The organism is Pseudoxanthomonas sp. LjRoot127 (assembly GCF_964253495.1).
Lineage (GTDB): Bacteria > Pseudomonadota > Gammaproteobacteria > Xanthomonadales > Xanthomonadaceae > Pseudoxanthomonas_A.
Window position 1 is genome coordinate 284293 of sequence record NZ_CAXUQR020000001.1, and the last position, 19020, is coordinate 303312.

The 19020-nt window shown below is 62.2% G+C and carries 18 protein-coding genes and 1 tRNA gene; 2 read left to right on the plus strand and 17 right to left on the minus strand.

Annotated features, from left to right (window positions below):
* Window positions 1-14: 14 nt before the first annotated feature.
* The 10 genes from ACSQ19_RS01285 to ACSQ19_RS01330 all read right to left on the minus strand — a co-directional run bounded on the left by ACSQ19_RS01285 (window position 15) and on the right by ACSQ19_RS01330 (window position 9793).
* Window positions 15-1892, minus strand: a complete 1878-nt coding sequence (locus ACSQ19_RS01285) for a helicase HerA-like domain-containing protein (RefSeq protein WP_435999432.1) — start codon at window positions 1890-1892, stop codon at window positions 15-17.
* Window positions 1870-2700, minus strand: a complete 831-nt coding sequence (locus tag ACSQ19_RS01290; protein WP_435999434.1) for an ankyrin repeat domain-containing protein — start codon at window positions 2698-2700, stop codon at window positions 1870-1872. Before ACSQ19_RS01290 ends, ACSQ19_RS01285 begins: the two co-directional genes overlap by 23 nt.
* Before the next feature lie 56 nt (window positions 2701-2756).
* Window positions 2757-2845: transfer RNA gene (locus tag ACSQ19_RS01295), tRNA-Tyr, on the minus strand.
* A 175-nt stretch (window positions 2846-3020) separates the two neighbouring features.
* Window positions 3021-3209 (minus strand): hypothetical protein, encoded by a 189-nt coding sequence (locus ACSQ19_RS01300; RefSeq protein ID WP_180852287.1) that lies wholly within the window; start codon window positions 3207-3209, stop codon window positions 3021-3023.
* Window positions 3210-3355: 146 nt separating this feature from the next.
* A complete protein-coding gene (locus ACSQ19_RS01305) occupies window positions 3356-3874 on the minus strand; it encodes a hypothetical protein (protein ID WP_435999436.1) in 519 nt (172 codons plus the stop codon).
* A gap of 87 nt (window positions 3875-3961) precedes the next feature.
* Complete coding sequence (locus tag ACSQ19_RS01310) at window positions 3962-6916, minus strand: TraM recognition domain-containing protein (RefSeq protein WP_435999438.1); 2955 nt, start codon at window positions 6914-6916, stop codon at window positions 3962-3964.
* A 15-nt stretch (window positions 6917-6931) separates the two neighbouring features.
* The gene (locus ACSQ19_RS01315; protein WP_435999440.1) at window positions 6932-7267 is read right to left on the minus strand and encodes a hypothetical protein; all 336 of its coding nucleotides are present in this window, start codon (window positions 7265-7267) and stop codon (window positions 6932-6934) included.
* Between the two features lie 66 nt (window positions 7268-7333).
* Window positions 7334-8656: a hypothetical protein gene (locus tag ACSQ19_RS01320; protein ID WP_435999442.1), complete on the minus strand. Its 1323-nt coding sequence runs from the start codon at window positions 8654-8656 to the stop codon at window positions 7334-7336.
* A 62-nt stretch (window positions 8657-8718) separates the two neighbouring features.
* Window positions 8719-9363 carry a hypothetical protein gene (locus ACSQ19_RS01325; protein ID WP_435999444.1) on the minus strand — a complete coding sequence of 215 codons (645 nt, stop codon included), beginning with the start codon at window positions 9361-9363 and terminating at the stop codon, window positions 8719-8721.
* A 31-nt stretch (window positions 9364-9394) separates the two neighbouring features.
* Window positions 9395-9793, minus strand: coding sequence for a hypothetical protein (locus tag ACSQ19_RS01330; RefSeq protein ID WP_435999446.1), 399 nt, complete (start codon window positions 9791-9793; stop codon window positions 9395-9397).
* Window positions 9794-10538: 745 nt separating this feature from the next.
* Between ACSQ19_RS01330 and ACSQ19_RS01335 the strand changes: the two genes are divergently transcribed.
* Entirely contained in the window at window positions 10539-11618 is a 1080-nt protein-coding gene (locus ACSQ19_RS01335; RefSeq protein ID WP_435999448.1) for a hypothetical protein, read from the plus strand.
* A gap of 683 nt (window positions 11619-12301) precedes the next feature.
* On the opposite strand, the gene ACSQ19_RS01340 is transcribed toward ACSQ19_RS01335, so the two are convergent.
* The 5 genes from ACSQ19_RS01340 to ACSQ19_RS01360 all read right to left on the minus strand — a co-directional run bounded on the left by ACSQ19_RS01340 (window position 12302) and on the right by ACSQ19_RS01360 (window position 15237).
* Window positions 12302-12655, minus strand: coding sequence for a hypothetical protein (locus ACSQ19_RS01340; RefSeq protein ID WP_435999450.1), 354 nt, complete (start codon window positions 12653-12655; stop codon window positions 12302-12304).
* Between the two features lie 157 nt (window positions 12656-12812).
* Window positions 12813-13145 (minus strand): hypothetical protein, encoded by a 333-nt coding sequence (locus tag ACSQ19_RS01345; RefSeq protein ID WP_435999452.1) that lies wholly within the window; start codon window positions 13143-13145, stop codon window positions 12813-12815.
* A 273-nt stretch (window positions 13146-13418) separates the two neighbouring features.
* Window positions 13419-13988, minus strand: a complete 570-nt coding sequence (locus tag ACSQ19_RS01350; RefSeq protein WP_435999454.1) for a hypothetical protein — start codon at window positions 13986-13988, stop codon at window positions 13419-13421.
* 35 nt (window positions 13989-14023) lie between these two features.
* Window positions 14024-14620: an AAA family ATPase gene (locus ACSQ19_RS01355; RefSeq protein ID WP_435999456.1), complete on the minus strand. Its 597-nt coding sequence runs from the start codon at window positions 14618-14620 to the stop codon at window positions 14024-14026.
* A gap of 98 nt (window positions 14621-14718) precedes the next feature.
* Complete coding sequence (locus ACSQ19_RS01360; RefSeq protein WP_435999458.1) at window positions 14719-15237, minus strand: hypothetical protein; 519 nt, start codon at window positions 15235-15237, stop codon at window positions 14719-14721.
* A 359-nt stretch (window positions 15238-15596) separates the two neighbouring features.
* Between ACSQ19_RS01360 and ACSQ19_RS01365 the strand changes: the two genes are divergently transcribed.
* Window positions 15597-17354: a type 4 pilus major pilin gene (locus ACSQ19_RS01365; protein WP_435999460.1), complete on the plus strand. Its 1758-nt coding sequence runs from the start codon at window positions 15597-15599 to the stop codon at window positions 17352-17354.
* A 90-nt stretch (window positions 17355-17444) separates the two neighbouring features.
* Here ACSQ19_RS01365 and ACSQ19_RS01370 read toward each other — a convergent pair whose 3' ends face one another.
* Together ACSQ19_RS01370 and ACSQ19_RS01375 are read right to left on the minus strand one after the other, a co-directional pair.
* Window positions 17445-18362, minus strand: a complete 918-nt coding sequence (locus ACSQ19_RS01370; RefSeq protein ID WP_435999461.1) for a hypothetical protein — start codon at window positions 18360-18362, stop codon at window positions 17445-17447.
* A gap of 85 nt (window positions 18363-18447) precedes the next feature.
* Window positions 18448-18888, minus strand: a complete 441-nt coding sequence (locus ACSQ19_RS01375; protein WP_435999463.1) for a DUF6573 family protein — start codon at window positions 18886-18888, stop codon at window positions 18448-18450.
* Window positions 18889-19020 lie beyond the last annotated feature (132 nt).

Sequence of the window (19020 nt, forward strand, 5' to 3'; positions counted from 1 at the left end):
GTTGGCAAGGCCACTCAGCGCTTGAACAGCGCGTCGATTTCTTCGGGGGTCATCGCCAGCACGCGCTGGATGTCTTCGACACCCCCTTGGGTAATAGGGAACGCAAACGCCCCGCCCGGTAACGTTGCCGACTGCGTCGCTTCCCCTTCAACAGGCCCAGCGGGCTTGGTGGTCCACTCAGCGGGCTCCTGACCATCACGAACCTGCGGGTAGGTCTTCCCCGGCCAGGCGAGCAGGAGCACGTCGCCGCCCATCTGGACGATCGCTTCGATGCCCCACTTCTCCGGCCCATATCGCTTGCCCTTGCGGAAGCCCAGCCGGTCCGTCAGTTCCCCAGCGGAAATCAGCGCCCGGCTTTCCTCGTGGACCTGCGCCTTGTCCTCGTGCGAACGCCACGCGATCTTGTGCTTGCCGAGCTGGCTGGCGAGCTTGTCGCGGGTCGCCCCCATCTGGACTTGGCACACCACATGGGTGCCGACCAACGACGAGAACGCCTGAGCGGTCTTCTCGCCGTAGACCAGTTCGATCTGGGCATGGTCCTGGACTGCCATGACGGCCACCACACCCTTGCTGCGCCCCAGCGCCAACAATGGGTCGATGTTCAACCGTCCAGCGCTCGTGAGCTCGTCGAACACGAAGTAGAGCCCCCGCCCGCTTTCGTTGTCCGGCAGCGCAGGCCCGATGAGATCCGGAACAGCCACGTTGATCATGGCTGCGATGTAGGCCTTGGTCAGCGTGGGATCGGGCCCCGATTGAACGATGATTTGCTTGCGGCCCGTGTAGTCGTCTCGAATCCATTCGGTCATCGAGAAGCGGCGTTTGCCCACCTTGGGCCAGGCGGTGGCCAGATCGTCGATGAGTCGGGTGAAGCCACCGAGGGTGGACAGCACGCTGGCGGTGGTCTGGCTCTCGGCGTTGGCGACCAAGGCTGCACCGCGGGGATAGTGATGTCGCATGCCTTCGCACATCGCCGCCGCGGGTCGCCGCAGCAGTTGGGCCAGCTCTGGGAAGCCCCAGGTCCCCGGCTGCGTGTTCTGCAGTTCACGCACGCACCCGATGAAGAGATCCTGGGCGGCCATAGTCCAGAACTTCGAGCTGCCCTCTCCCTCGGGAATTAGGGACGCTGCGAAGGCAGCCGCCTGGGTGGGCGTGCGAACGTCTGCGGCCACGTCCCACACGTAGGACCGTGAGTCGAATGGCGACACGATGATGGGACGCTTGAAGATCGAGGTGAAATCCCCTTTGATGTCGTAGAGAAACAGCTTCGCGCCCTTCATCCTGACCAGTTGCTCCAGCACGTGCTTGAGGATGACGCTCTTGCCCGAGCCCACGGAACCCGTAAGGAGCACGTGGCGTGCCCACTGCTTCTTCGAGAGCACCAAGTCGGGATGCAACGACAAGGCGAATGGGTCGGCCTCAATCTCCTTGGGCGTGAGTGAGCGGCGCCGTGCCTCGGCAATGGCCTCCTCGCCCTCCAGCATCTGCGCGCCTGCCAGGTGCCAGGTGTTGCTCACGGGCTTGGCTTCGTTCAGGAAAACGCGGACGGCCAGGTAACCCGCCAACGCAAGCGAGACCCCGATGCGTGTCCAAGTGGCAACCGGGTGGTGATAGGCCACCAGCTCGATGAACTCCCGCGCCGGAGCGCGAGCCGAGATGCCGGCGGTTAGGACGTGGTAGCCGGTCACCAGGCCGCCTTTCAGGGCATCGGTGAAGCGGATGAGTTGGCCGTCCGAGTTGGGGATGAGCCAGGCAATGCCCATGGCGCCCACGTAGACCACCCCAAACGTGAATCCCCCGCCCAACAAGGCGCGGTGCCAATAGCGGACCGGCTGCGAAGGCGCGACGTTGCCGGGCACCTCGCCCAGGGCGTCATAAGGCTTGGGCTTGCTCATAGCCGTTCTGACGCTGGTGCATGCGCGTGGGGGTGCGTCCACGCCACCCAGGCTGCTCAGGATTAGCGCCGTGGGCCATCAGCTGCATGCAGACGCGGGCGTGCTTGTGGAGCGATGCCAGGTGGAGCGGCGCCCAGCCCTGCCCGTTCAACGCCGACACGTCCGCACCGGCCTCCATCAAGGGGGTGACCAGGTGGGCGTGGCCGAAGCGGGCTGCATGGTGGAGTGGCGTGTTCCCGTTGAGGTCGGGCATGCGCACGTTGGCGCCCAAGCCAATGCAGGCCAACACCGCAGCTTCATGGCCCGCTCGAGAGGCGCCGGTCAGCCACGCTTGCCAGGGGCCATGTTCCTGGAGGCTTTTCGCATCGGCGCGAGCTGCGCGCGCTTCTTCAGCCGCCATGGACAGGTCATGGAACAACCCTGTGTGTTGTGCGGAGGTAAGGCGCGAGACGTGGTCGGCGATGGCACTGAACGCCATGGGTTCGTTCTTGTCGCCCAGCCGCCGCTCGAATGCGCGGACCATGTCTAGGGTCGAGGCGTTCTCGGGAGCGTCGAAGGTCAGGCGGTGAAGCCCCCACCGGAGATCCACCTGGGGAGCTCGGTCGGCGTCGCCGTGGCAAACCTGCCAGACCAGGTCGCCGCTCCGCCCCTCGACGGGGGCCAAGCTCAAGGCATGGGCGCGGGCCAGGACAACGGAACCATGCTGTGGCTCGTTGCCGAACTCCTGCAGTAAGGCGTCCACCAGAACTTCCGTTCGGTGGAGGCCCAGGGGGCGCAGTTGGTGTTGAAGACATTCACGGGCGTCCATGCCCATGGTTGTAAAGACGAATCGCCGGACGTCAAGCGAATGGCAAACATCAGCGTTGGTGGGTCAGGTAGGACTTGAACCTACAGGGGACGCGATGCCATCAGTTTTACAGACTGCCCCGGCTGCATTACCGGACTACTGACCCTTATGAAACCCCGCCGTTCGGCGCGACGGTCAACCCGGGATGGGTGCCAAGACCATCCAGACAAGCACTGTCAAAACCCAGAGAGGGTGCAGCCAGAACATGAACTCGTCGCCATCGAACCGGCGGAGGCTCCGCCGGAGGTAGACACGCACCTGTCGGTAAGAACGACTCATGCTCAGTTGAACATGGTCTCGACGCCCATGTAGATGACGCCGACGAAGAACAATCCCACCAGAGCGGCCTTGGCCATGAACGGTGCCAGCGCGAAAGCGAGGGCTAGAATGATGATGGCGAAGAAAGCCACCAGAATGGCAAGGGCGGTGTTCTCTACGGCCCATTCGTAGAAGTTAGCAATGAAAGTCATGTCGGTCTCCTTGGTTATTTATGAGTAGGTCGGTCTACTCTTGATACACCTTCAGGAAACCACACCAGAACTGGGTGTCAAGTCGCAAAAAAGCCCGATTCTGTGAAGAACCGGGCACTTTTTGACTTTAGTCGGAAAGGGCGGAGCTATTGACTGAAGACGTTCCGCTGGCGCTGCTTCTCGTGCTTGTCCCAGTCGAAGTTCTTCTCATACTCCTTCATGAAGGCAGCCTCCTTCGGGGCCGTGCGGGCATACTCGGCGTAGCCCAAGCGCCCCGGCCCGTTCTCCATCCGCTGCTCACGGGTCAGCATGGGAGGGCGCTGCTCTTCCCCCTGACGTTGCTGGCGCCACTGCTGGACGGTCTGAAAGGCCACCTGTTCGTGCTGGTTGTCGGGTTGGCTTTCGGCCTTGGCTTTGTCGGCCTCCTGAATCTTCTTCTGCAAGGCCTCGATCTGCTCCGGGCTGGCCTTCTCGGCCCAATCCAGCAACCGCTGCCGGCGCTCCTCAATCGCCTGCTGGTCCTTGCTCACGGACTGATCGTAGGCCGCCCTGGCCTCTTCTTTCTGGACGGGTGGGCGATCGCCCAACAGCTTCTCGTTGCGCTGTGCCCGCAGCGTGCGCAGGTCGGTCAGGGTTTCCATGGGTTGGGTAAGGGTGTCGCTCATAAGTGGGTTCTCCAGTGGGGATGGGATACATCGAGGGTTGATCAAATCGGCGGATTGGCAAGGGGGCGAACCCCCTCGCCGTCTCCGTCAGTCCAGGTCAGGAACCAGCTCGGCCAGGTCGATGCGCTTGTGACCGGCGCGGTTCAAGGCAACGATGGCGTGACCGCGGGGCTCCAGCAGGGCCGGATACTCTTCGGGCCGGAACAACGGCTGAACTTCGCGCTTGCCGCCTGTCGGCATGTCAATGTCACGGGCCAGTTCGTCCTGACCGATGACGTCCTCCGCCCCAATCCTCCAGCGACGACCCGTGGCCGGATCCACACGCAGAGCCGTCATGCGACCTGCACCTTCCAGTCGCATTTTGTCGTAGACCGCTGCATGGGGGTGACGCGGATCGTTGAGCACCGAGTGGCGGTAGTTGTCTAGGCCACCCTTGTAGTCGATGCCGCGTGTCTTCTGTTTGAAGGTCGTCAGCATGGCTTCACCGAAGCGCTTGATCAAGTATTCAACGGTGTTGAAAGAACACTTGAGCGCGATGACCGACTGCATAGTGTTCGCCAGCAGTTCCGCCCTGGTCTTATCGTTGTTGAAAGAAGAAATCAGGCTCTCAAATCCTTGCATAGCCAACACTGGCATCAGACCCAGTGAACGGGAGATGGAGAAAAGCTTCGTGTCATCGGCAGTCAAAAGCAGATGTGCTTCGTCCATCATCAACATGACTTCCACCTGGCCCGGCAAGGCTTCACGCCAATCGTCACCGTAAGCACCTCGGGCCTGTATGCCATTCATGACCCGCTGCTTCAGCAAACGCATCATCATCTCGCCGGCCTCACCGTATTGGGTTGGCGGCAAGAACAGGCCTACCATCGCGCCATACAAGGCTTGCGAAACGTCCACCTCACCCTTCTCGATGGAGTGCCAGGGGATGTCGTTTGCGTCACGCAGCTTCTCACCGCGCAACAGCTTCTCCAGCAGACCACGGGAGTTCAGGGTGAACGACTGGCGCTGTTCGGCGTTCATTGCCGGCACCTCCAGCAACGCCCACTCCAGAGAGCTCTGAAGCTGGGACATCGGACGGAACAGATCCGGGTGGATAGTCTGGGGTTCGTTCGCCTGACGTTTCCTGTAGGCAGCAAGATACGCGGCATGCGTCGCACGCCCTTCTTCATCCAAGCTGTTGTCCGGCTCTTCCAATCCCAGATACTTGATCACTTCAATGATCTTCGGGTTAGGCTTGGGCAACGTCCCGGTCGGGATGACGCGTTCGACGTTCGCCAGCAGCTTGGCGTGGTGCATAGGGGTGTAAGCCCAACCCCGATCAGACTCCACCACGCAGGTGTAGAGGCCCATCTCCTGGACCACTGCAGCCAAGCGCTCCTCCACTTCGACAGTATCCTGTCCCAGCTTGCGGAGCTTGCGCTCTTCGAGCTGCAATAGCGTGAGGGATTGTTCCAACCCGTCGATCTTGGCCATACACCAAGCACGGTAGGTCTTCTCGTGCTGAACCAGGGCCTTCAGGATGACTCCCGTGTGATAGATAAACGCGTCACCGCCGTCGGCCCACAACTTCGAATCCGGATCCACTTCGCCACCGGAGGCACCTCGCAGCGCTTTCACGATCTGATCGGGCTCCAATCCCTCGTAGGGAGCGACGGTCAGGCCCGGCTTCACCACGATGTCGAACAGACCTTCCAGGTCGGAGATGATGGCGCCATCTTTACCGTCGGCGATTAGTGCACCGCCGGCCATACCCTCCAAGCCAAGCTTGACCCCCAATGCAAGACCAGCCCGACGAAAGCGTCGAGCCAACGGGCGCATGGCGCTGTAGGACTTGCCAGAACCAATAGCCCCGAAGATCACCAGGCCTTGAGTTAGGTCACGCCAGGAAATCATCATCACTGTTCCCAAGTCGGGCGAATAGCCGTATCCCTTGTCGGTCAGGTGACCTTGGGCACGGGCCACTGCCATCAGTGGAGTCGTGTCCTTCAGGGCGTTCTGGGCTTGCTGCTCACGCGCCTTCACGTGCGAGTTGACCAAGGCCCCTTGGGTGCCCAAGTTGTTGTCGTTGTTCTGCAGGCAGAGGCGCGCGCCGGTCTGGACGAAGTTGCCCTCGGTGAACTGCATGGCATACATGCAGGCCAGAACGAAGGGCACGGCATCGCCCAGGCCCCACGGCAGGATCTGGGACACCAGCAGCGCGACCACAATGATGCCCACCCACTTCATCGCCTGGATGAACCGGGCGGCGGTGCCACCGATGACGCCGCGGTGGGGATGGGAAGCGGCGGCCACCAGGCATACCACGAAGATCACACCCACCAGGCCAAAGCCGATGACCGCGGCCTTGGTGAAGAAAGCCATGTAAGCCTGGAGCCCAGCCGAACCCGCTGCCGCACCTCCGACTCCTAGAGCGCTGAACTTTGACATGCCCGCCATGCCCATCGGAATCCACTGGAGGAGCACCAAGGCCTTCAAGGCTTCCTTCATGCTCTCGCCCTGCTTCAGGGCGATAAAGTAGGGAATGGTCGTCAGCAGGAAGGCCCAGCCCGCCCAGCCGATCCACGAGACCAGGAACAAAGTCAGCGCTCCAATCGCGGGGAACGCGAGATACATCAGAGGAGTGGCAATGCTGTCGTTGCCCTGCCCCATGTCGTTGCCCTGCAGGTAGCCTTCGGCCCTACGTCCGTCCTTGGTGATGGTGATGCGGGATTGGCTGTCGCGCAGGTCCTCTGGGACTTTGGGCCACCACTCCTGAAAATCGTCCTCACTCATCCCTTCCGGAACCAGGAAGGCGTTTTGCTCCTCGCTCCACACCGCGCCGCACTCGGCAGCCAATTGGGTGTCCTCTGAAGGAACGTCCAGGACGCGGCTGCGCACCCGATCGCTCAGATCAAACCGGCCGACCAGGTTCTCGAACTCTACGTTCGATTTGATGATGATGGTTTCACGGATGGTTGAGCCCTCGCCTTCCTTGCGACGGAACTTGCGACCCAAGCCGCTCGTCCAGTCGATGGCGCTCAGAATGTTGATGTTCAATGCCATGGTGTTGTTCCTCCCTTAGTTGCCAAGCCAATGCGCCAGGACGGCGAGCACCGCGCACAACGGCGCGATCACCAGGAAGCCCGCCTTGGCTACCCAGCGCTCTGCCACCTGTTCCACCTTGCTCGCGTAGAGCCGATCCTTGGTCCAGGCCTCGTAGGCCGCGTCGTTTTCAACCGGCGGCACGCGATCGGCGCGCAGGTAGTAGAACGAACGCCTCACGGCTTCCGTCAGGTGCCCCATGCCCAGCGACTCCGGGCTGCCGATGAGCAGTCGCCCGTGAAGGTTCATCCACTTCGAACCGAAGTGGAGCTTTCCGGGTTCCCGGTATTGCGTAAAAAGCCACTGGAACATGTTTCCCCCTTAAATGATGAGTAGGTCACTTCTTTCTAGATCGAATCCGCGAGTTGGCAAGGGGGATCACTTGATGCCGGATTTCTCCGCCCAAGCGTCTAGGTCGTCGTTCGCCTTCTGCTGCCAATCGTTCTTCTGCTCGGCAGCTAGTGCGGGAGCCTTCTTCGGCAACGGGGGTGACGCACGTTTCGGCGAAGGCTTGGGTTGGGCCTCTTTCGGCGCTGACGCCGTTAGCACTGGAGCGGTAACAGGTTGGGGCTTCTCAAGCGTGGGTTCTGTCCTGGCCTCCTCTGGAAGCACTGCTGGAGCAGGCGCCACCACAGGGGCTTCCATCACCTCCGGCACCTGCTCGGGAACAACCGGAGCGGCAACAGGTGTCACGGGAGCAGGCACGCTCGGCGGCGGCTGGTCGTCCTTCCCCTGTAGGAAATTGATCGCCCCAGCGACCAATGCCACCGCCACAACGCCGCCCACGAGCCAGGGCCAAGCCTTGCGTCTTGGGGTTGTGTCGTCGGTTCCAATGCACGGCTGCGTCACCTCCTCGCTGTAGGCGTCATCCGGCGGCGGCACGGGTTCGCCCAAGGGGTCTTCCAAAGGAGAAGCGAACTTGGAGTCATCGGCCAAATCCGACACGCGTGCACCTGACGTCTTGGCGTAACCGGCCTCTTCAAGAACTGATCGGGCCATCTCCCGCGCTGTGTCGCCTGGTGGCTCTGGGGAGAGAAATCCGCGTTCGTCATGTATTCCAGCTTCCGCTATCTGGGCCAGCACTTCCTCGATGACTTCGGACGAGACACCCTCGAAAGATGGAGAATCCAATTCCGATTGAACGGACAGGCTTTCTGTTACGTCCTGCTGCGACGGGTTGGCCAAGGGTGCGTCACCTTCACCAGCAATTGCTGCTGGCACCTGGACGGACACTTCTTCGACCAAGTCCTCGACTGCCATTTCAGCGAAAGGAGCTTTGCCTTCCCGACCTTCGCCATCGACAGAGGTTAGGTCCTGAGCCATTCCGTCCGCCACGAGAGAACCCGCCGTCTCGGTCTTCAAAAACGTTTTCGCCACATCGACCTTGGCCGGCTGGACTGTCAGGGTGCTCGAGTTGGCTTCTGTAGCCTGAACCCGTTCCTCTGCGGTCTTTGCCCGCTTCGCGTCCAGTTGTGCCTTGGCTTCCTTCGCCTTCTCTGCAGCAACAGCAACGCCTTTCTGGGTCAACTCGGCAGCGCGCTTGCCGATCACCCCTGCCCAGTGACCGGCGGCCTTCAATGTCTCCTTGGTGTTCTCGGACACCAACTGCTCACCATCGGTTGGCGTGGTTGGTTGCGCGGCATTGGCGCGCTTGAGCAGCTCGTCGCGCTTGCGCTTGCGGATCAGTTCTTCGGGGGTCATGGGATCTCCTGGGGAAAGGGGAAGGAAGCCCGGGCATCGCGAGGACACCCGGGCAATCGGCGTCAGCGGACGTCAGGCACCGGGGTCACGACGATCACGTGCTCGCCCCTGCCGCAGCGGTCGTCCACCGTCACCTTCGACAAAGCACCGCGCTTGGCCAGCTCCACAATGGGCACCTGGCAGGCGGCCTTGTCGGCGCCCTGGAACACGACCGTGAGCCCGTTGGTCGACTTGGTCAGCAAGCCAGCGAACTTGTCGAGGAAAGCCTGGGTGCCGGCATCCAGCCTCTTCATGTCGGCAGGGTCGTAGTTCAAGCGCAGTGAATCCAGCACGGTCTCTTGCTTGCCTTCGACGGCCTCGGTCTTCGTGACGACCTCGGCCTTCATTCCGGCAGCACGTGCGGCGTCGGCGGCTTCTTCGGCGTGTTCGCGCTGCTGCTTCACGTAGGACGCCGTTGCACCCACGGCAGCACCCGCGGCGCACGCGGCAACGGCTCGGTCCTTCTTGCCGGTCAAGTAAGCCAGGGCGCCACCGGCAACGCAGCCGATGCCACCGGCCTTGAAGACGCGATTCTTGTCGGTCTTGGGCTTCTCCTCGGTGGAAGCGACCGACTCCGACGGGTTGGACTGAGCCATGACCTGGGCCGGCATTGCCATCGGCATGCAGGCGATCAGGCAAACGGTGATTGGGAAGGTGGAACGTTTCATGGGATGGATCTCCTATTCGTGGGGAAGGAAGTCAGGCGCGGGGGGCGAGCATGGGATTGGGGGCGGGCGCCTTGGCCGCACCGGTGCTCTTGACGGGGTGCTGGGAGAGCGATGTCAGGACACGCCGCAACACGTCCTCGTAGTTCTGAATGGCCTGGGCCTGCTCAGCCTTCATCTCGTCGCGCAAGCGCTGGTGGTCTTGCTGGAGAGAGCGGCGCAAGGTCGCGTTCTCCTCGCGGAGCTGATCGATTAGAAACTCCAGGTGGGCATTCGAGTTCTCCAGCGCCGCGGTCAATGTGACGCTCGCGTTGTGCCGCTCCAGTGCATCGCGCATGTAAGCGCTGAACGCCACCCCGCTCTCGCGAGCGAGCCGGCGAGCTAGCTTCAGTTGCTCGCGATCGAGATTTACGTTTTGACGAACGAACGCCATTGGTCGAGTAGCTCCGTTTCTGGATTACTCCACCGATACCTGGAATCCGCGAGTTGGCAAGGCCCCATCGCAGGAGCCTGAACAACAAGGGCGAAACGAGCTAACAACCGCTGACCTTGTCTCCTGACGTTTGTGACACGGTCTGGCCTTGATTCAATTGATACTTCGGCCGCCGTGACACCGATTATTGGGCGCGAAGCGCACACCTACTTCAGTGCGTCATGTGTATGACGAGTCCAGGGCACCCTCCAGGCTTCTGCTTTGGTGCCTGGGCCGACACCGCTTCAACCGACGCAGAGCTGTTGCCGTTGCTTCTCGCCACCCCTTGCGGTTCGCCAGTTCAGCGGTATTGGTGGTGCATCCCCAACCGGTTCACCTCTCCCCAGGTTCACGCCATGCCTTCCCAGACCCCACGCTCCCCCGCCCCTCTCGCCTTCCGTCGCCCCTCGCATGGAAAGCCAGTTGCGCTCGTTCGGATACCCGTTTCTTCTCGCCGGCCAACCCTCGTCCATGACCACCGCAACCCATCGGCGCTGCACTCGAAAACCGGTGAGGCTATCGTTTTAGTCAAACCAGTTGGGGGACGCTGGATGCACCGTGCGGGGCGCTTTAGTCACATGGGAGCAGTCGCCCTCGCAAACCGAAACGTGTTTCGGAATTCCGCGCGTCTTATCGTTTTAGTCAAGCGAGTGAGGGGGCTGCTGAAGTGCTCGCGCCCCATCAATGACACCCCACTCCTGATCGCATGCAGTTCGTTGAAGGCAACCCCATGACCACCTCAGACTTCCAGGCATTCGCCCAACGGGTGCTGGAGAAACACCGCGCCCGTGCTGCCGATAACCCTCGGTGGGCGCTCGACCTGCTGCGGCGACAAGACAACCCGACGTGTGCGTTCTGCTGCTCGCCCATCGACGTGAGCCGGCGGCAGTCGTGGGGTCTGTCACCCCTCGTTCCGTTCAACCAGGGCGGCCCCGTCGAACCGTCGAACCTACGGATGGCCTGCAAGAAGTGCGCGGTCGAACGCGGCGCGCGCGACCTTCTGGCGTGGGAAGAGCTGGCGGGACGGGTGCCTGCCGACCACCTGAATGCCCTGAAGGAAGCCCGGATGGGAGTGTTGCAACGCTCGGACAATCACCTGACCTCTGTGGGTCGCTACGCGAAAGACGGAACCGTGCTAAACCTGCTCCATGAGCGCTGGAAGCATCCCCGCTTTCTCGTCTACGTCGAACGCCATGAGAACGGATGGTTCGTGGGTTGGCCGGTGGGCCAGCGCACCCAGACGACCCGCAACGAAGCCGCCGCCCTGCTGCGCCACGTGCATCATGGCCGGTGGATGGAGCACGGCGAGGTGGTGGGCTTCGACGTATCAGAGGATGTTTTTCAAGCCGCTGTCTGGCAGCTCATCGAGCACCACGCCCTGGTCATCGACCTGAGCCCTGACGATGCCACCCACGGCGAGCGAACCGGACAGGACAGTTGGAAGGCCCGGTATCCGACGTTGCGACAGGTGCGCCAGCGGCGCAATGGCGCGCACGAGACACCTTGGCCACTGGCTGGCAATGGTCATATCAGGTCATACAGCGATAAGGCCGGCTCAGTGCGCATGCGAGAGAAACGGCGAGCGTCACGGGAGGCGGAGACGAAGGCCAGGTGGCTGGAAGCACGTCACCGGCTGGAACACCGAGACGCCGCGGTGGAAGCCGGCCAGGTTCGGCCATGGCTGCCTGGGGAACGAGCAGCGCTGCAGGCAGATGTAGACGATCTGGCTCAGGCCTGGTTGAAGGCTAGGGCTCGAGTCAAGTCAGAAATCATCCCAGCGCTATAAGTGCCGGCTCAGTCTTTTGTTGTCAGTCCTCGGTCCACGAGTTGCCGAAGGGCTTCTGTTAATGAGACTCCCGCTGCTTGAGCGTCGGCACGCAACGCATCGCTGGCCGTCGCCGACACCCGGCAATCCGGAAGAGCGGCCGTGAACCTCGCTGATTCACCGTGGGCCTTCCGAATGCGGGGCGACAACGGTTGGCGGACTTGGGCATGAGTGTTGACCAACGCGGCCAATGCCGCCGTGGTCGAGAGCCCTTTGCGTCGCGCCAGTTTCCTGAAAGAGGCAGCCTTGTCAGGATCTAGGCGCACCATGGGCAGCCGGTGATCGTCCTGGGGTTTTGAGGGAATCGCGTAGGAGTTAGTCACGGAAAGGACGTCACATGTCGTATTCGTCAAAAGCGCATTCGCCGCATAGCCCACCCATCGCGGCGTGAAACGAGCAGTCCACTGCACGCCGTCCGCATTGCGAGCAGTAGCCTGTCTGGGCTCGCGCAATCCTCGATCGAGAGGTCCGGCAGAGGGCTACGTCCGCTCCCTGCCAAACAATGCCATCGACCTGTGCCTCCCAGGTGTTGCCATTCTTCGCAACCACTGTCAGCTGATCGCCGACGCCCACCTTGGGGGCTAGGACCCGAGCGCCCCACTCGCCCGATTTGAGCAGAGTGGGGGTAGCTTGACGGTGAGCCATCAGTGTTTCACCAGGGCTTTGAGGTGGCTGATCGAATCGCCTTCCACTTTCGTCGCGCCTTCGCCTGCTTGGGCTTCCAGCTGGCGCTTAATTTCAGCAAAGGCCTTGCCAAAGCCGGACGCGGGGCCAGCGTTGCGCACGTCCACTTCGATATCTTCGAGCACTTCAAACGACTTCTCCCAGCGATGGCCGGTCTTGCTCAACTCGTCGGCCACTTTCTCAGCCGCCGCCACGTCGAACCGGATGAGCCGCAATTTCCTCCAAATTCCCCAGGCGCGGGCTCCTCCCGTTCCTTGCGCTTCAGTGATGGCGAATGCCTGCTTGTTGTTGTGGGTGATGGCGTGGATATACATGTCAGTTCCTTGGTGTTGGTTGGCAGGATTGCCTCCCTCAAATCCAAGTTACGACAGCGCATAAATAGCGCAATAGTTTTTCCATCACTTTTTACGACTAAATGCAATTTCTGCGGCCAGATAAAGCATTTATTACTAACATAAAGCCATCCGCGCATCAGGAATATCTCTCATTCTGCTGTTCGTAATTCCAACAACGCTGGGCATTCTCGGCTTCGCTCTGCATTTCTCGCCATTTCAAGAGCAACGCCTTCTTTGACTTTGGACGTCCCTTCTGCACAACGACCCTTCTGCCATCGACCACGATCCACTCGCCCATGGGATGCGAGTAAGCCCGATGCCGAGCGCACCAGGTGTCCGCCCACCCCCAGTTCTCTTCGTATCGAAACCCCACCGGCTCAAGGGAAACGTGCGAATACCCTTCCAGCATGCATTCGTTGAGCCCCATCACCTTCATCAGTTCCTCGTCGCTGGTCGCATTCTCATTCACGTCATAGCTCCTTCGGTTGTTGGGCGTCGATGCCCCTTCAACCCCAGGCTATGAGCCCGCTTAAAATGCGCAACAGGTGAACCTCACTTTTATAGTTCACTAAATGAACGTTTATGCCCTTGGCCCACCCAACGTTCGTTATTGCGCCGTAGGCGTGTGCCATTCCCCGCCAGGGGATGCTTTTCAGCCGCTGTTGCTTTTCCTCCGGCACGAAACCCGGGCACAAAAAAAAGCGGCCGTAGCCGCTTTCTTCGTCACCCCTGTTTGCCGGGGTCAGTAGATCTTGCCGTTCTTGGCCTTGCCCCGGTTCCGCACGGCCACCCTGGCGGCTTTCCGTTCCTCGGCGTGCTCGTCCGCCGGCGAGCTCACGACCAACAGGGTCTTCTCTTTGATGAGTGTCGCGGCGGCGTAGTCCGCCAGCGCCACCATCGCGGTGGTCAGGGCCACTTCCCGGCCGGCGTCCTCGGAGTCCTCGTAGCCGAACAGCTTAGCGATGTTCTCCCGAAGCTTGGGCGGGATGGTCACCATGGCCCGGTGATGGCGCAGGCCGTCCTCCCGCCGACGGTAGTCGTGGAGGGTGACCGACCGCGGCATGACCATGTGAACGCGCTTGCCACCCACCGTGCCAGCCCGCTGGCTGTCGTCGTAGTCGAAGTAAGACTTCCGCTCCGGGTAGTCGCCCGGCCCCAGCAGGACGTGCTCGGGAATGCGCCCGATCGCCGGCTCGGCCTTCGCGCTCTGGCGCGACGCCTTGGTATGAGTGACGTTCTTCACGTCGTCCAGCGTGCGTTTGGCAGTCTTCTTCGTCACCGCCTTCTTGGCGGGAGCTTTGCGAGTGGCCATGGGTAGGTCAGGCAGGGAAACCAGCGGGAGGTCCATCATGCCGCAGCCCTCCCCTTGCCGTCACGCTTGAGGGTGTGGCGCACCCTCACGGCCAACCCGTGGATCTCTTCCTGGGCTTTCTGGGCCCACCGGTCGGCGGCGTCGAACACCGTCTGGCCCTGCTCGTAGCAGTCCGCGATCAGCGCCCGGTCACGCACAAGAACTGCGCCGGCCATCTTGGGGTGCTCCAGACGGCGACGGTGAGAAGACCGCTTCTCGTTCGCCCGGTTGGCGATGGGCAGATAGCGCTTGCCCTTCTTCTCCAGCACCTCCACCGTCCGCAGGAAGATGAGGAAGCTGGCACCGTCCAGCAGCGTCGGGACGAGGTAGAGGTCAGCTTCGGGGATCACCTCATTGTCCGGGAGCCTGGGCGGGGTGTCGGTGATCTCGATGTTGAAACCCGGCGAGCGCGAACGGCCCACCGAGAACGGGGTTTCATCGGACAGGGCCGCAAAGGCGCTGGCGCCGCCCTGGGGGTCACGGTCGTTCACTAGCACACGCAGCCTGGGGTCGCGGGCGTAACACCCGGCGAGGTTCAGGGCCAACGTGGTGCGGCCGACACCGCCCTTCAGGGAGAAGCAGCACAAGCGCATGGAAAACTCCGTCTATATGAGTAGGTAGGGGTAGCCCAACCGACTCTACAGAGAGTCAATCGCAACGCAAGCGCATGTTTTTGCAAATCTTTTAGCCGTTAAGGCGCCGGACTCTTTTCCTTGAACATGGCGCACTGCTGGGGTGACCTCACCCCACACTTGATGGGGGGAAGCGTCCGCTGGGTGATCATGGCTTCGGACGGTGACACGTGGAGATCAAAGGGCTGCTTAGCCATCCAGTCCTTCAACGCGGGTGGAACATCGCCTTCCAGTTCCTCGAAGATCGTTCGGCGCTGTTTGCCGATCCAGTATTCGGCGAAGGGGTCCGCGCCCGCGGCGGCCAGGATGAGGGCCATCTGGTCGAACCCATAGGCCAGGTGCGGACTGTCCCGATACGCCTTCCACCCCATGCAGGCCAAGTGGAAAGCGGTGATGCCCTGCAGGCTCACCGGGGCATCAAGGGACGGGAAGATGGCGTTGTCGTCCCCTGAGGTCCAGGCGTCGATGCGGGCCTGATGGATGCGGCGCACCAGGTGGCGCAGCAGAAACGGGTTGTTGGCCTGGACCGCGGCGTGGAGCTCGCGGGCGAAGCGCTCTTTGGGGTTGAGGGCGCTCATTTCCACTTGGCCTCCTTTCGGCTCTTCTGCTCGAAGTGGGCTTTCTCTTTCGCCAGGCGAACCAGCCGATGTCGTTTCGAGTTGGGGATGTGGGCGGCTTCAACGAAGCCTCGGCAAGGCTCGTTGGCGGCGTTCATGAACAAGCCCGAGCGGGGTTGGAGCACGGTCAATGAGATTTGGTGCATGGGGGTGATTCCTGTCGGTTGAGGTTGGGCCTTTTATGAGTAGGTCATCCCACTCCTTTAATCGGCTTAACCCCATGCAACCACACCGACAGGTCGAGTCAAGGGGGTAAATTGCAGAAAGTCTGACTAAAACAGGGGCTTGCCAAACCACCTTTGCATCGCATGCTGAAATGCATGACGACATTTCCTTCTCTGCGCAGACATCCCTCCCCCTCTCGCCTTTCCAGCGGGGTTCGCTCTGCGCTGGGCTTCGGCATGGCGGAAACGCTTCTCACCCTGGCCGGGCTGACCGTGCTCTCCGTCGTCGCTTTCGCGAGTTATTCGCATGTGTCCGCGAAGTCGAAGGTGTCGGACGAGACCGATAACCTGCGCGTGCTGTCCTCTAAGGTCGAGAGCTCATTCGGATTGCTGGGCACCTTCGCGGGCGTCAGCGCCGACGCGATCGTTCGCGATGGCCTCGCCCCCGACCGGTTGACCCAGGGAGAAGGCTTGCTGACCAATGCCTGGGGCGGTGCGGTGACCGTCGAGCCCTACACGGTGACTCGCTTCGGGGATGGGTTCTCCATCGTCCACCACCAGGTGCCCGTGCGCTCGTGCGCCGATTTCGTTGCTGTCAACGCACGCGATCCGTGGGACGTCCAGGTGTCCGACGTGTCGGTGATCCGCAACCACGGGGGGCGCCTGGACCTTCAAGCACTGACCGATGCCTGCGCGGGCGGCGATGGCCGCATTGCGTTCGTCTACCACACCGGGTTGGTGGCGGGAGCTGCGGTGGCGGCCTCACCGCTGCAGCTTCCCCCCGCCCGGACCACAATCACCCCTCCCGGCTCTCCACCGCTTGGCGGTCCCGTGGGCCCTGCTGGGCCAGTGGGCCCCGCTGCTCCCGTGGGCCCCATCAATCCAGCCCCTTCCCTCCCACCTCCACCGCCGGCACCGGTTGCGCCGCCGATTGCCACCCCAATTGTTCCGGTCACGCCGCCCGCGCCTCCGGTCACACCTCCACTCCCTCCGCCCACCACGGTGGCAGCGTGCGTGGAGAGCTCGGAGAACCGAACGGTGAGCTGCCCTGCTGGATCGGTGGGACAGGCGTTTCAATCGCGGCGCCATCACTGCGGGCCCGACCCCTTGGTCTACGAAGCGTGGGCAGGAACTACAACGGCTGGCCCGTGGACGGAGACCAGCAACACCTGCACGCCTTGCCCAGGGCCTGAAAGCCGCACCTTGGCCTGCCCCGTCGGGCAACTCGGCGCGCTCCAGGAGCAACGCTCGTATGTGTGCGCAGGTTTAGGAAGCTGGGGCGCGTGGACACTGACGAGCAACACCTGCGCGCCCGCGTGCGTGTTGCCCACCCCCAGCTCTCAGACCGAGGATGAGTTCCAGACCGCCACGCAACGACTGGATTGTCCGGTGGGCCAGGCAGGCGACATTTACCAATCTCGACAAGAACAACGCACGCGCACACGCACGGCCTCCTGCCCCGCCCCAACCGGGTCCTACACCTGGGGTGGGTGGTCGGCATGGACGGCATGGACACCCACCACGGGGTGGGCCAGGACCAGCGACACGTGCGTGACGCCACCTTCGGCCACCTTCGTGTCCGGTTGCGATTTCAGCCACTACTACTACGGTCGCACTGGATTTCAGGACACTTACTGCGATTGGGATCCAAGCCCCTATTGGCAGGATCTGGCAACGGTCATGGTGGGAAACACATTCGATTCGAACGGATATCCGGTGCTTGATATCACACTGTATCGGGTGGAGATGACGTCGCTATGGGATGGAGTGAACTGCTCGGCGTCGGCCTGCGTGGTCTACCCCAACATGTCTACCGGCGATGGCCGTTCCAGGACGCGCGTCAGGGTGTATCGCCGCTCGGACAACGCCTTGCTACACGACAACGTGGTCGAGATCGATTTTTCCAATCTGTGAGGAGCTCTTTGATGTTCAATTCAACGCCCATTCCCAACTCGGGCGGCCTTTGAGATCGCCGGCAGCGCATCGGCCGGCAGGTTCGATAGTTCAAGGCTTTTCAGCTTCCAGCGGCGCCTGCTGAAACCTGACCTGCAGACGTTTGATGAGGGCCCTGGTTTCTGCGTTGGGTGAGCGCGTGCAAACCAACACCGCCTCGCCATTGGGCACGTGGCGCACGGCCTTCTGCTCCGCCCGAACGATGGCCCGATACTTCACCGCCTGGTAGACACCCCGCTGGAGCTCGTCCTCCGAGCACTTGCTGGTTTTCACTTCGACCGCCAGGCGATGCCTTCCGTTATCGAAGTGAGCGTCCAGCCGGTCACCCGAGCTCAGCAACTTCTCGTTGCTGCCGGCGGGGAAGTTCCCGTAGTCCACGAACTCTTCGGGATGGCTGGCCACCCACGCCTTCAAGGCTTTGTGCTCGTCGCTCTCCGGCTTCCCACCCTCCTGGACTTTCGGAAGGGGAATGGGCGCGTCCGCTGCCACTTCCTCCACCGCTCCCATTGCTGGGATCAGCATCGTGGCACCCAGGGCGCGAGCGACGCGGTCCCAGTCAGGGTAAGTGAAGACGTCTTCCATGGCTTCACGAAGATGAGCGCGCTTTTCCTCCTCGGTGTCCAGCTTCTTGCCGGCGAAGTAACGGGGCGAAATCGTGATCGCACCTTCCCCGGGGTGCTTGGTGGCCTTGTTGATCACGATCGTGTGGAGTGGCGGGATGGGTTCCTCCCACTGGTCGCTGAGCCACTCCAGGGCTTGGGCAACGCCCCCGGCCACGGTGCCGTAAAGGTCCTTGCGGGGTTTGATCTCGTGCCCGAAGGTGTCGTGCAGCTCCTGGGCCAGGTCGCTGTAGGAATGGGCCTCACCCTCCTGGGCCCACCGGATCAGGATGGGCAGCGCGTCTGGAATGACCTGGCTTCGCCAGGGTGTGCGCGCGAACTCAACCTTCGACCAATCGAACTTCTCCATCCCCAACCCCTCCCTTGTGGTCCCTCCATGTTAGCCGCGGGACCTTGGCGGGAAAAAGATGAGGGCCGGTTTCCCGGCCCCCTCGTCAATCCTCGCTTGGCAGCATGATGGTGACCACCGGCGCAGGGTCATCCCCTGGCCCGCACACCGCTTTCAGGGTGACCAGCCGGTGCGTCGACCGGGTCAGGCCGGACCGATCATCCGGAACCGCTTCGTTGGGCTGCCAGTCGCCCCCATCGGGCATGGCCACCAAGAGTTGGTAATGGATCTCGGACGTGTTGCCGCTCTCCCGCTGGATCGCCACGTGGAGCATGAAGAGCACGTCCCAGAGCCGACCCTCCACGGACTGCCCACGCATCTCCAGCCCCGCGGGCACTTCGACGTAGCGTGCCCACACGGCGTGCGTGATGGCCACGGGCAGCTTGAAGCCTGCTTCCTTCGCCACGTCGGACACGTCCACCAGGACGCCGTCCGCGATGGCCTGAGCTCGGGTGTAGGAATGAATGAGATCGGAAGGTTCGAACATGCGCTGCTCCTCGCTGGTGAGTAATGGCCCGCCCAGGGCATCCGGTCGGGATGTCCTGGAATGGGAAACCCACCGCCCCACCGCTCGGCGCGGTCAAGGGAGGAAATGGAAGGGCTGGCGCGGCCCGCAGCG